Annotated in this window: 17 protein-coding genes; all 17 read right to left on the bottom strand. The window is 30.6% G+C overall.

Annotation, left to right across the window (positions count from 1 at the left end; translation table 11 throughout):
* Nucleotides 1-13: 13 nt before the first annotated feature.
* The 17 genes from atpA to rho all read right to left on the bottom strand — a co-directional run bounded on the left by atpA (nt 14) and on the right by rho (nt 13325).
* Entirely contained in the window at nt 14-1516 is a 1503-nt protein-coding gene (atpA, locus tag KXZ80_RS01210; protein WP_021434189.1) for a F0F1 ATP synthase subunit alpha, read from the bottom strand.
* A 15-nt stretch (nt 1517-1531) separates the two neighbouring features.
* Entirely contained in the window at nt 1532-2074 is a 543-nt protein-coding gene (locus KXZ80_RS01205) for a F0F1 ATP synthase subunit delta (RefSeq protein ID WP_021430392.1), read from the bottom strand.
* Nucleotides 2071-2571 carry a F0F1 ATP synthase subunit B gene (gene atpF, locus KXZ80_RS01200; protein WP_021434190.1) on the bottom strand — a complete coding sequence of 167 codons (501 nt, stop codon included), beginning with the start codon at nt 2569-2571 and terminating at the stop codon, nt 2071-2073. Before atpF ends, KXZ80_RS01205 begins: the two co-directional genes overlap by 4 nt.
* A gap of 88 nt (nt 2572-2659) precedes the next feature.
* The gene (gene atpE / locus KXZ80_RS01195) at nt 2660-2908 is read right to left on the bottom strand and encodes an ATP synthase F0 subunit C (protein WP_021434191.1); all 249 of its coding nucleotides are present in this window, start codon (nt 2906-2908) and stop codon (nt 2660-2662) included.
* 61 nt (nt 2909-2969) lie between these two features.
* Nucleotides 2970-3671: a F0F1 ATP synthase subunit A gene (atpB, locus tag KXZ80_RS01190; RefSeq protein WP_021434192.1), complete on the bottom strand. Its 702-nt coding sequence runs from the start codon at nt 3669-3671 to the stop codon at nt 2970-2972.
* Nucleotides 3672-3673: 2 nt separating this feature from the next.
* On the bottom strand, nt 3674-4063 hold the full coding sequence (locus KXZ80_RS01185; protein WP_021434193.1) for an ATP synthase subunit I: 390 nt from the start codon (nt 4061-4063) through the stop codon (nt 3674-3676).
* Between the two features lie 4 nt (nt 4064-4067).
* Nucleotides 4068-4298 carry an AtpZ/AtpI family protein gene (locus KXZ80_RS01180; RefSeq protein WP_021430375.1) on the bottom strand — a complete coding sequence of 77 codons (231 nt, stop codon included), beginning with the start codon at nt 4296-4298 and terminating at the stop codon, nt 4068-4070.
* A gap of 575 nt (nt 4299-4873) precedes the next feature.
* Nucleotides 4874-5503 (bottom strand): uracil phosphoribosyltransferase, encoded by a 630-nt coding sequence (gene upp, locus KXZ80_RS01175; protein WP_021430412.1) that lies wholly within the window; start codon nt 5501-5503, stop codon nt 4874-4876.
* Between the two features lie 12 nt (nt 5504-5515).
* On the bottom strand, nt 5516-5962 hold the full coding sequence (gene rpiB / locus KXZ80_RS01170) for a ribose 5-phosphate isomerase B (RefSeq protein WP_021430373.1): 447 nt from the start codon (nt 5960-5962) through the stop codon (nt 5516-5518).
* A 123-nt stretch (nt 5963-6085) separates the two neighbouring features.
* The gene (locus KXZ80_RS01165) at nt 6086-7129 is read right to left on the bottom strand and encodes an L-threonylcarbamoyladenylate synthase (protein WP_021434194.1); all 1044 of its coding nucleotides are present in this window, start codon (nt 7127-7129) and stop codon (nt 6086-6088) included.
* A 25-nt stretch (nt 7130-7154) separates the two neighbouring features.
* Nucleotides 7155-7832 carry a ZIP family metal transporter gene (locus KXZ80_RS01160; protein ID WP_021434195.1) on the bottom strand — a complete coding sequence of 226 codons (678 nt, stop codon included), beginning with the start codon at nt 7830-7832 and terminating at the stop codon, nt 7155-7157.
* 138 nt (nt 7833-7970) lie between these two features.
* The gene (gene prfA / locus KXZ80_RS01155; protein WP_021434196.1) at nt 7971-9035 is read right to left on the bottom strand and encodes a peptide chain release factor 1; all 1065 of its coding nucleotides are present in this window, start codon (nt 9033-9035) and stop codon (nt 7971-7973) included.
* Between the two features lie 43 nt (nt 9036-9078).
* Nucleotides 9079-9930: a peptide chain release factor N(5)-glutamine methyltransferase gene (gene prmC / locus KXZ80_RS01150; protein WP_021434197.1), complete on the bottom strand. Its 852-nt coding sequence runs from the start codon at nt 9928-9930 to the stop codon at nt 9079-9081.
* 14 nt (nt 9931-9944) lie between these two features.
* Nucleotides 9945-10841, bottom strand: a complete 897-nt coding sequence (locus KXZ80_RS01145; RefSeq protein WP_021434198.1) for a DUF1385 domain-containing protein — start codon at nt 10839-10841, stop codon at nt 9945-9947.
* Between the two features lie 88 nt (nt 10842-10929).
* Nucleotides 10930-11505 (bottom strand): thymidine kinase, encoded by a 576-nt coding sequence (locus KXZ80_RS01140; protein ID WP_021434199.1) that lies wholly within the window; start codon nt 11503-11505, stop codon nt 10930-10932.
* Nucleotides 11506-11562: 57 nt separating this feature from the next.
* The gene (gene rpmE, locus KXZ80_RS01135) at nt 11563-11763 is read right to left on the bottom strand and encodes a 50S ribosomal protein L31 (protein WP_025161269.1); all 201 of its coding nucleotides are present in this window, start codon (nt 11761-11763) and stop codon (nt 11563-11565) included.
* Nucleotides 11764-11876: 113 nt separating this feature from the next.
* Entirely contained in the window at nt 11877-13325 is a 1449-nt protein-coding gene (gene rho / locus KXZ80_RS01130; protein ID WP_021434200.1) for a transcription termination factor Rho, read from the bottom strand.
* Nucleotides 13326-13450: the final 125 nt, after the last annotated feature.

Genomic DNA, 13450 nt, shown 5'->3' with positions numbered 1-13450 from the left:
TTTTTAAAAAGGATTACGCTTCTATAACAAATTTCTTTTTGAAATCGTTTATAGCGTTCGTTAATTCTTGAGCAAAGTCTTCATTTGCAAGAATTTTTTCTCCTATTTGTGGATAATTAGCATCTATAAATTCTAATAATTCTGCTTCAAATCTCTTTATGTTATTTACAGGTATATCTGCTAATAAGTTATTTGTAACTGCAAATACCATTACAACTTGATTTGAAACTTCCATTGGTTGATGTTCTCCTTGTTTAAGAACCTCAACTATTCTTTCCCCTTGAGCAAGTCTCTTCTTAGTATCTTCATCTAAGTCAGATCCAAATTGAGAGAATGCAGCAAGTTCTTTATATTGTGAGTAAAGAAGTTTTAATGGTCCTGCAACTTTTTTCATTGATTTTATTTGTGCAGATCCTCCAACCCTTGAAACTGATATACCAGGGTCAACTGCAGGTCTTATTCCTGCGTAGAATAATTCTGGTACAAGGTATATTTGTCCGTCTGTTATAGATATAACGTTAGTTGGTATATAAGCAGAAACGTCTCCACCTTGAGTTTCTATTATAGGTAATGCAGTTATTGATCCTGCTCCTAATTCGTCAGATAACTTAGCTGCTCTTTCAAGTAATCTTGAATGTAGGTAGAATACGTCTCCTGGATACGCTTCACGACCTGGTGGTCTCTTAAGTAATAATGACATTTCTCTGTATGCAACGGCATGCTTAGTTAAGTCATCATATACTATTAATACATGTTTTCCATTGAACATGAATTCTTCACCCATAGCAACACCTGCATATGGAGCTAAGAATTGAAGTGGTGCAGATTCAGATGCAGTAGCAGAAACTACTATTGTATAATCCATTGCTCCACCTTTTTCTAATGTACTAACAACTTGAGAAACAGTAGAACGTTTTTGTCCTATTGCAACATATATACATATAACATCTTTACCTTTTTGGTTAAGTATTGTATCTACACATATAGATGTTTTACCTGTTTGTCTATCTCCGATAACAAGCTCTCTTTGCCCTTTACCTATTGGTATCATGGCATCTATAGCTTTTATACCTGTTTGTAATGGCTCATGAACAGATTTTCTAGCCATTATTCCTGTAGCTTCAGATTCAACTGGTCTGAATTTAGTTGCATTTATAGGTCCTTTTCCATCAACTGGTTGACCTAATGAGTTTACAACTCTACCTATCATTTCATCTCCAACTGGAACTTGAACTATGTTACCAGTTCTTTTTACGATGTCTCCTTCTTTTATTCCAGAGTCATCTCCTAGCATAACTGCCCCAACCATTTCTTCTTCAAGGTTAAGAGCCATTCCGTATACTTTACCTGGGAACTCTAATAACTCACCAGCCATAGCTTTTTCTAATCCGTAAACACTAGCTATACCGTCCCCAACTTTTAAAACACTTCCTGTATCTGTTAACTCTACTTTATTTTCGTAATTCTTTATTTGCTCTTTTATTATAGCACTTATTTCTTCTGGTTTTAAATTCATGGGTTCACCGCCCTCCTAAGATATTACTTGAGATAGTTGTTCCTTCATCTTATCTAAACGATTTTTAACTGTTCCATCTATCTCTTCGTTTCCAAGTCTAACTAGGACTCCACCTAATACAGACTCATCTACTTCATTTTTTAAAATAACTGTTTTGTTATATTTAGTTGAAAGTTTAGCTTGAAGTCCTTCAAGTTCTTCACTTTCCATAGGAACTGCTGTTATAGCAACTCCTTCTAATATATTGTTTTTATCATTTAATAAAGCTTTAAAAGCTTCTGCTATACCAGTTATTAAAGATAATCTATCTTTATCAGCTAATATTTTCATGAAATTTAACATTTCTTTATTTAATTGAGATCCAAATACATTAGATATCAAATCTTTTTTATCATCCTTTGAAACTATTGGAGATTTTAATATATTTGCAAACTCTTTATTCTCATTTATTATATCTACTACAGCCTTTAGCTCATTATATAGTTTTTCAGTCGACTTAGAGTCTTCTCCAACTTGGAATAAGGCTTCAGCGTATCTGCTTGCAACTATATTTATCATTGAGCTTCGCCTACCTCTTTTATAAAGTCATTTATTAGCTTTTCATGCTTAGACTTATCTAGGTCACTTTCTATAACCTTAGATGCTGCAAGTAAAGCTATTGAAGATATGTCATCCTTAACTTCATTCATAACTTTTTGTCTTTCTTGTACTATATCTTTGCTAGCTTTTTCTTTTATGCTTGTAGCTTCATTTTTAGCTGTAGATATTATTTCCTCTGATTTTTGTTCTGCTCTTACAGTTGCTTGTTTTATTATTTCTTGCCCCTGCTCTTTAGCAGAACTTAATTTTTCTTCAAATTCTTTTTTGAACTCTTCACCCTCAGATTTAGATTTCTCTCCTTGAGCTAAGTTTGTTTGAATATCTTTTTCTCTCGCTTCTATTATTCCTAAAACAGGTTTAAATAAAAGTTTCTTTAAAATAACAAACACTAAGAATGTATTTATTAATTGGAATAGTAATTCGTATGTTAACCCAATTAGTGGTTTTAATTCCATCCTTATTCCTCCTTTCTACTAATCACAATTCGTAATTAGGAGATGGTTCCCCACCTCCTATTTATAATGCCTTAAACTTTAATTCTTATTATTTTATGAATGGATTAGCGAATAGAAGTATTATAGCTACAACTAAACCATATATTGCTGAAGACTCTGCAACTGCAGCTCCAAGTAACATTGTTTGAGTTATATCACCTTTAGCTTCTGGTTGATTTCCAACTGCCTCAGCAGCTTTACCTGCTGCGAATCCTTGTCCTATTCCTGCACCTATACCTGTTGCAACTGCGATACCTGCTCCTATAGCTGAACCTGCTAATATTATAGCTGTTTCCATGATTGTTTCCTCCTTAAATTTCAATAATTTTTTTATTGTTTTTTGTTTATTTACATATCAATTACTCTGTAGCATTTGATACAAATACCATTGTAAGCATTATGAATATGAACGCTTGTAATATACCAGCAAATATATCAAAGTATAAATGTAATGGTACTGGTATTATTAATTGTCCAAAAGGTATATTTATTCCTGTTAAGCTTGTTGACACGAATCCTAAGAATTGATATAAAAGTGCCATGATAACAGATCCTCCTAATATATTACCAAATGGACGGAAACTTAATGATATAGGTTTTGCTAATTCCCCTATTATATTAAGCGGTAATAAGAATGGTATTGGCTCAAGTAACTCCTTGAACATTCCCATACCTTTTTTCTTGACACCTGCATAGTAAATCATAAAGAATGTTATTAATGCCCATGCTAATGTAGTGTCTAAATCTGTTGTAGGTGATCTAAATCCTAATAGTCCTATAAGGTTTGATACTGCGAAGAATAAGAATAAACTTCCTACATACGGAACCATAAAAGGTAATTCTTTTATAGCTGTTGGTCCCATAGTTGCTTTTACAAACTTATCAAATCCGCCTATAACAAATTCTAAAAATATTTGCACTTTACTAGTTGGAACTTTCTTTAAGTTTCTAGTTAAAAAATAAGATGCTATAGCAAGACCTGCTAATATTATCCAACTTGTTATAACTGTATCACTTAACTTGAAGTTTCCAAAATATAGTATATATTTTGCTTGACTCACAGTTACGCCTCCTTTCTTTTAAGTTTGTCTACTACTACTCTTTTGCCTAATATAGAAAACTTAGTGCTCAATAAGCCTATGGTAGTTCCAATAACACTTATATGTGGAGATTTTGCTGAAACAAATAAAACCACACCTACTATTGTCATCCTTATTATGTATCTACTAGTTGAATATATTTGAGCCTTAGTAGGAGGACACGTTACTGATTTTTGTAACGAGATAGCTAGTAATCTAAAATTTAACATAGCTATTATGCTCCCAAACAAAAGACCTGTAAGCATTTCTTTTGGAGAGTTTGATAAAAAAACAATAAGGATTGCTGCGATTAAATCAATTATGAGTATACCTTTATTTACGTCTCTTATTTGTTTTCCTAAACCATTATTCATTTAATCACTTCCTTCTTGCGTATACAATTAAGGTTTTATAAACACCACTAAATGCACCACCTATTCCTAATAAAAGGAAAATCAATAATAAAAATGGACTTGTTCCAAATTTATCATCTAAGTACTTTCCTATAAAAGCACATCCTAAGATAGGGATTAAAATCATCAATCCTACTTGGCTTATTAAAGAAAGCATACTAAGAGCTTGTACATATTTTCTATGTTTATCTTCCATAAATATCATACCTCTTGTATCGTAATTTATTTTAATTCTATCAATTCATTGTACGTATGTAATATGTTTGTTTGAAACGTTGAATATTTTAATTGTAAATTATATTTCATTATTATATTTCTTTTAAATATTTTTATCAATACCTAATATTGATTTTTAAATTTCAGTTTTTTCATTTTTGTATAAATTTTGAATAATTTTTTTTTAATTATTCAAATGTATATATTATGAAATAATTATCCTAAAATTTATTTCATTTTTTAGTTTATACTTATATAATCTTCATTATGCTAGTATTTATGCACATTTTTACTTTTTAAAACATTTGAAAAATTTAAACTTTTTAATTTAAATTCTGGATATAAATCCATAAAAGATATATATATATTATACCTTTTATGAAAATTTTTCTACAAATAATTACATTTTAAAAAAATATTTTAAAATATTTTTTTAAATTTAATTTTTTTATAGTATGCATTGGTTATTTTAATAAGTGTTTTCCTAATATTTGAGCTAATGACTCAACGGAAAAAGGCATCTATAAAACTTTATAGATACCTTGTTTAAACTTATTACTTAGTTCCAAATAATCTGTCTCCAGCGTCGCCTAACCCTGGAACTATATATCCATGATCATTTAATTTCTCATCGATATTAGCTACATATATATCAACATCTGGGTGATATTTGTGAACTTCTTCTATGCCTTCTGGAGAAGCAACTAAATTAACTAATTTTATAGTTTTAGCTCCATCTCTCTTTAATACATCTATCGCTGCTACAGCAGATCCACCAGTAGCTAACATTGGATCTACTACTATCATTTCTCTTTCTTGTATATCTTGTGGGAATTTACTATAGTATTCAACTGGTTGTAAAGTTTCTGGGTCTCTGTATAAACCAACATGTCCAACTTTAGCTGCTGGAACTAAGTTTACAAGTCCATCTACCATTCCTAATCCAGCTCTTAATATTGGAACTATTCCTAATTTCTTTCCAGCTATAACTTTTGCTTTAGTTTTAACAACAGGAGTTTCTATTTCTATTTCCTCTAAAGGTAATTCTCTTGTTATTTCATATCCCATAAGCATTGTTATTTCTGTTAGAAGTTCTCTAAAATCTTTAGATCCTGTATTTTTATCCCTCATTAAAGTTAATTTGTGTTGTATTAATGGATGATCTGCAACTACTACTTTTTTCATTATGTAAGCCTCCTAATTTTTTTGTTCTATGTCATTTAACATATTTACTCTTCTTAAGTGTCTTTCACCTTCAAATTCAGTGTTTATCCACGCATCAACTATCTCAAGAGCTAGCCCTTTTCCAATTACTCTCTCTCCTAAAGAAAGCATGTTTGCATTATTATGTGCTTTTGACATTTTAGCTGAAAATGTATCTGAAACAACAGCACATCTAATACCTTTAACTTTGTTAGCTGCTAATGAGATTCCTATACCTGTGCCGCAACATAATATCCCATAGTCTACGTCCTTGCTAACAACCGCTTTGGCAACCTTTTCTCCATATATAGGATAATCAACTGAATCTACTCCATTTTCAGTTCCAAAGTCTACACATTCAATTCCTTTTGATTGCAAGTGTTTTTTTATTTCTTCTTTTAAATTGTATCCACCGTGATCGCTACCTAAACCTATCTTCATAGTCCAATACCTCCAATACTTTTGTATACATAGATTTATACTTAATTTTATATTATACTAAACTTTAAATATTTTTGCATCCTTTATACATAATTATTTCATATATTTTTTGGACTTTATTATTTATAATTCTATAATTTTATACCCAGCTGACTTCATTAACCTATTCATTATAGCTCTACCAACTCCATGATTAGAAAAAGCTTCAGAATATATTATGTCCATTTCTTTTTTATCCATTTCTATTAATGCATTAAAAAGGTTACTTCCAACTTCTTCTAAATTGTCTCCAAGACCTATCACTTCGCCTTTATAGTTTTCTTTATTTTTATTAAGACACATAACACCACATCTTAATCCTTTTTCTTCATTTTCATCTATTAAAGAATTTATTTTATTAATTACTTTTGAATCTTCTCCACTTACTATAAAAACATCCCCATTTGGTGAATAGTGTGTATATTTCATTCCTGGTGCTTTAGCTTTTTTTACGTCTGCTTTACCCTCAATAGACGGGTCTATAAGAACTTCTCCTATTAAAAGTTCCATTTGCTCTTTAGTAACACTTCCAGGTCTTAAGATCATAGGCTTTTCAGATGTCATATCTACAACCGTAGATTCAAGTCCAAAATCACAGTCTCCTGCAACTATAATTCCATTTACCCTTCCGTTCATTTCGTCGCATACATGCTGTCCCTTTGTTGGAGATGGTCTACCTGATATATTAGCTGATGGAGCAGCTATAGGTACTCCTGATTGTCTTATAATTTCTCTGGCAATAGGATTCGAAGGCATTCTTATAGCTACTGTATCTAAACCCCCACTAGTTCTTTGTGGAACTATTTCTTTTTTCTTAAAAATCATAGTAAGTGGCCCTGGCCAAAATTCATCCATTAATTTTTTAGCTTTTTGATTTATATTTGTGGCCAATTCATTTATCTCATCTTTTTCACATATATGTACTATTAAAGGGTTATCACTAGGTCGTCCTTTTGCTTCATATATTTTTTTTACAGCATCTTCATCTAAAGCATTTGCACCTAACCCATAAACTGTTTCTGTAGGGAAAATAACTGTATTTCCTTCAGATAATAATTTTGCATGCTTTCTTATTTCTTCTATATCTATATTTGATTCATCAATTTTACTTATTTTTGTATTTATCATTAGTATACCTTCCTTCATATTTAGTTTATATATAGCTGACTACTAAAATTCCAATCAAAAAACCTATTATAGAATACATAGATTTTGCTGATGGAAATATTTCTTCTAAAACTACATACATCATAGTTCCTGCTGCTATAGCTAAGAACCCCCCTATTAAAGAAGTACACATACCTGCGAAATATGCGCCAAAAAAACTACCTATACCCATAGGAATTCCTGCTATTAATGTTAATAATACAACTTTAAACGTGCTCATTTTACTCCCAGCTAAACTAAGCGCCATTGCTAAACCTTCTGGTATGTTATGAATACCTATTACAATTGCTAATGTAATTCCTAGGTTTTCAGTTGCTATAAATGAAGATCCTATCGCTAAACCTTCCGGTAAGTTATGTAAAAGTATACTTAAAAATATTAAATACCCTGATTTAAGATCGGATTCTACTTCTAGTTTATTTTTTATTAACATAGTAAGTAAAGCTCCAGCAAAAACAAACAAACTTGTATAAATAACTCCTATTTGGGTCATGGATTCTTTAAGAAGATCAAATACCACAACAGCTAGCATTACGCCTCCAGATATCCCCATAAAAAAACTTATATATCTTTTTACATTTTTTCTAAAAACAGTGGATATAATGCCTCCGATTCCTGTCCCTATAACTCCAGATATCAATCCAATCAATGTTATTCGAAACAATTCTTGTTACCCCCCTAGTATTATTTAACTTGCTCTAAATTTTATGTAATATAAATTGCTATTATTACAATACTAGATAATAACTCTTTTTAATTGCAAAAAATCCCTATTCAAAATAGGGATTTTTTTATATTAAAACTATATAGACATCATTTTTTCAGTTTGATCTACAGTTATTAATGCATCTATCATTTCATTTAAATCTCCATCTAAGAATGCATCTAATTTGTATAAAGTTAAGTTTATTCTATGATCACTTACTCTTCCTTGAGGGAAGTTGTAAGTTCTTATTCTTTCAGATCTGTCCCCTGTTCCAACCTGACTTTTTCTTTCTGCAGCTATATCTTTATGTTGTGCAGCAACTGCTTTATCATATAATCTAGCTTTTAATATTTTTAAAGCTTGTTCTTTATTTTTTAATTGAGATTTTCCATCTTGGCAAGATACTACTTCTCCTGTAGGTATATGTGTAACCCTTACTGCAGAGTCTGTAGTATTAACACTTTGTCCTCCATTTCCTGAAGAACGGAAAACATCTATTCTTAAGTCATTTGCGTTTATTTCTACTTCAACATCTTCTACCTCTGGTAAAACTGCAACTGTTGCTGTTGATGTATGTATTCTTCCTCCTGATTCAGTAGATGGTATTCTTTGAACCCTATGAACTCCTGATTCATATTTAAGAACAGAGTATGCTCCATTACCTTTTATCATGAAAGATACTTCTTTATATCCCCCAACACCAGTATCACTAGCACTTAGTAACTCAATTTTCCATTTTCTTCTTTCTGCATATCTGCAGTACATTCTAAATAAGTCCCCAGCAAATAGAGCTGCTTCATCTCCTCCAGCTCCTCCTCTGATTTCAACTATAACGTTTTTGTCATCATTAGGGTCCTTTGGTAATAATAGTATTTTTAATTCTTCCTCTATAGGCTCAACTTTTTCTTCCATTTCAGATAGTTCCATTTTAGCTAATTCTCTTAGTTCTTCATCTGATTCCTCTTGTAAGATAGTTTTAGAATCAGCTATAGCGTTCATTACATCTTTATATTCTCTAAATTTCATTACAATTGGCTCTACTTCAGCATGTTCTTTTATAAATTTCTGCCATACTTTTTGGTCATTTATTATTTCCGGGTCTGCTATTTTTTCACTTAGTTCTTTATATTTATCTTCTAGTACTTCTAATTTGTTTAGCATACTTTTCACCTCTTTAATTGTAAAATATCAATAGTTGATTATATCATAGTTTATAACCTATAACAACTCTATCGATTCCTTGCAAGTCTTTCTTTGTATATATTTTAGAGTAACCATTATCGTTCATAATATCACATACATCTTTAGCTTGATCATGGCCAACTTCAAAAGCTAATATTCCTCCGTCCTTTAAATAACAAACAGATTGTTTAGTTATTGACCTATAAAAATCTAAACCATCTTCACCACCTTCAAGAGCTATATATGGTTCATAATCTTTAACTTGAGTATGAAGCGTCTCTATATCTTTTTTTCTTATATACGGAGGATTAGAAACTATTAAATCTAACTTTATATTTTTATCTTTAATTCCACTGAATAAATTAGATTCTATAAAATCAATTTTACTGTCAACTTCATTACTTACAGCATTCTTTTTACCTATACTCAAAGCTTTTTCAGATATATCTAGTGAATATACATGGCAGTTATCTATATACTTTGCTAAGCTTACAGATATAGCCCCTGATCCAGTTCCAATATCAACTATGTTCAACATTTCCTTACCCTTAGTAAGTTCTATTATTTCCTCAACTAACGGTTCGGTATCTGGTCTAGGAATTAAAACTCCTTCTTCTACAAAAAAATCTAATCCCATAAATTCTCTATTATTAACGATATATGCAATAGGTCTTCCATCTAATCTTTCCTTAATCATTCTATTGAACTCTTCTATTTGTTCATCTGAAAGTTTTTTGTTCAAGTTTAATTGAATATACAGCCTATCAACATCACCTAATACTTTCTGTAATATTATTTCTGTATCTAATCTCGGAGTATCACTGATATTTGATAACTCCTCCATATATTTAATTAAAATTTCTCTTATTGTCATAGAATTCTCCTTTTTTACTTTATGACAGCATCTAATGCTTTTAATGCAACTTCAAGTTGTTTATCATCTGGTTCCTTAGTTGTAAGTTTTTGTAACATCATTCCTGGATAAGCTACAGTTTTTGTCAAAATGTTATTATATTTCCCAAGCAATTTTATTATTTCATATGATATTCCCGCAACTATAGGAACACATACAATTCTCATAACTATTCTTATAATTGGATTAGGCCATCCAAAAAAAGAAAAAAGTATTATGGAAGTGAACATTACTATAAATAAAAAATTAGTTCCACATCTTGGATGTTGTGTCTTAAATTTCCTTGCATTTTCAACAGTTAAATCTAAATTATTTTCATAACAATAAATAGCTTTATGCTCAGCTCCATGATACTCAAACACTCTTTTAATATCTTTATTCATAGATATTAAAAGTATATAAATAAATAAAATACATATTCTCGTAAAACCTTCTATTAGATTTAATATTAAGTCACTATTTATAAATCTTGAAAATAATCCACCTATCATCGTGGGCGTTACTACAAATAATAACATAGCAAAAAACAATCCTATTATTAGGGAAATTATTATGATTACATCATTTGCCTTATCTTTAAATAGTTTATTTATGAATTTATCAAACCTCGACTCTTCTTCTTCGTCATCTAGGAAAAATTCAGATGAAAAATTCATACTGTTTATTCCTTCAATCATAGTCTCTATCAATATAAATGCACCTCTTAAAAAAGGAATCTTATCTATATTCTTGTCAGATATCCAACTTTTTATATTTCTTTTTCTAATTATAATTTCTCCGTCATTTTTTCTAACAGCTATGGCTCTCTTGTTTTTAGATTGCATCATAACTCCTTCTATTACAGCTTGACCACCTACCGGTTGTTTTTTCATATATTCACCTCTACTCCTAAACTATATATATAATATTACTATATTAGGCAAAGAAAAAACACCTAAAAGGTGTTTGTTGTTTATAAATTTATTTTTCAACTACATGACATTTTCTACATCTAGCTTCATAACTCTCTACAGCTCCAACTTGTATTATTGGTTCATCATACTTAGCTGGTTTACCATTTATAAGTCTTTGAGATCTAGTTGCTGGTTGTCCACAAACTGAGCATATAGCTTGAATTTTATCTACAAATTCAGCCACAGCCAATAATTTAGGAGTAGGTCCAAAAGGCTCTCCTTTAAAATCCATATCTAATCCAGCTGCAATAACTCTAATTCCTTTATCCGCTAACTTTATAGCCATATCAACTACTTCGTTATCAAAGAATTGAATCTCATCTATTCCCACTACTTGAGTATCTTCATTTATGTATTTTTCTATTTCTGAAGAATCCTTTATAGGAATAGCATTTATTGCATATCCACTATGAGATACTACATCTTCTTTACTATATCTATCATCAATAAGAGGCTTAAAAACAACTACGTTTTGTTTTGCAATCTTAGCTCTTTTTAATCTTCTTATCAACTCTTCACTTTTACCACTGTACATAGGACCTATGACAATTTCTATATATCCATGATTTACCGGTCTATACATACTTAATCCTCCTATATAAATAAAATAGGAGTTGGCAAGCCAACTCCGTATTTACTATTAGTCGATTTTGAATCTCTTCTTGAACTTGTCTATTCTTCCACCAGCTTCTATATTCTTTTGCTTTCCAGTATAGAAAGGATGGCATTCTGAACATATCTCAACTTTTATTTCGTCTTTAGTTGACCCAGCAACGAATGTGTTTCCACAAGCGCAACGTACTTCAACTTCTTGGTATTTTGGTTGTATATCTTTTTGCATATTTGTCACCTCTTCTCCTTACTTTTCGAAATTAATTATATTAACTTTTCGTTTTTCATTATTCAACTACACCATTATAACATAAGATTATTTAGGGTACAAGAGTTTTCTAATTAGTTTAAAGTCTCTTTTATATACTTTATAAACGAATTATTATCCTTTGTTCTCTTAAGTAATTCTAGTACTTTATCAGTTACTTCATATACCGAATTACTACTCATTTCTTTTCTAAGTTTCCAAAGTGCAGCTTTCTCTTCTTCTGTTAATAATAAATCTTCTCTTCTTGTTCCTGATTTGTATATATCAACAGCAGGGAACACTCTCTTCTCAGCTAATTTTCTATCTAAGTGTAATTCCATATTTCCAGTTCCTTTGAACTCTTCAAAAATAACATCATCCATTCTAGATCCTGTTTCAACTAACGCTGTAGCTAAAATAGTTAAAGATCCACCTTGTCTAATGTTTCTTGCAGCTCCAAAGAATTTTTTAGGCCCATGAAGTGCTCCAGGATCTAACCCTCCTGATAACGTTCTTCCAGTTGGCGATATGCTCAAGTTATAAGCTCTTGCAAGTCTTGTAATACTATCTAATAATATAACAACATCTTTTCCGTGCTCAACTAATCTTTGTGCTCTATTTAGAACCATCTCAGCAACTTTAACATGATGACTTGACACCTGATCAAAAGTTGAGTAAATAACATCTGCATCTATAGATTCTTGCATATCAGTTACTTCTTCTGGTCTTTCATCTATAAGAAGAACTATTAACTCCACATCTGGATGATTTTTAACAATACTATTGGCTACACTTTTTAAAAGGATAGTTTTACCAGCCTTAGGTGGTGCTACTATCAATCCCCTTTGACCTTTACCAATAGGAGAAATTAAATCTATTAGCCTTGTAGATATTTCATTTTGATACTTCTCTAATGTAAGTCTTTCTTCCGGGTATATCGGTGTAAGAGTTTCAAAAGCTCTTCTTTTTGTAGCTGTCTCAGGATGTTCATCATTTATTTTTTGAACATATAATAATGCTCTAAATTTTTCTCCACTTTTTGGATGTCTTGTTATACCCTTAACTTTATCCCCTGTTTTCATATTGAATCTTCTAATTTGCGATGGTGAAACATATACATCATGTTCTGTAGATAAATAGTTAGGACCTCTTAAAAATCCAAATCCATCTGGTAGTATTTCTAAAACACCCATTACCTCATCATCTTTAGATGTATTAAACTCATCAACAATCTTAGCTTCATCAACTTCTTTAACATTATATGAATTTCTGTTGTGATTTTGATTGTATCTTTGAGTCCTATTTTCATAAACCTTAGTTTCTTGCTTATTCACACTTTGTTTTTGTTCACTTTTAATTTCTTTTTTCTCGGTTTCTTTTTTCTCGATTTCTTTATTATTATCTATCATGTCCTTATTTTTATACTCATTTATTATTTGTATTAACTCATTCTTTTTATACTTACTTATAGACTTAATCTCTAATTTCTTTGCTAATTCTTTTAGTTGAACTAGAGTCATGTCATCTAAATTATCCAAAGTCATATCTTTCGTATTCAAAAAAGTCCTCCTATCCCATAATTAAATTACAATTTTATTCGGAAATTAAAGGCGTGCAAATGAGAAGCTACCATTATTATAGCAAACAGTTAAACTTAATACTATCACTA

The sequence above is a fragment of the Paraclostridium bifermentans genome, from assembly GCF_019916025.1.
In the GTDB taxonomy this organism is placed as follows: Bacteria; Bacillota; Clostridia; order Peptostreptococcales; family Peptostreptococcaceae; genus Paraclostridium; species Paraclostridium bifermentans.
Note: the sequence above shows the minus strand (reverse complement) of the source record. Positions and strands in the feature narration are given on the sequence as shown.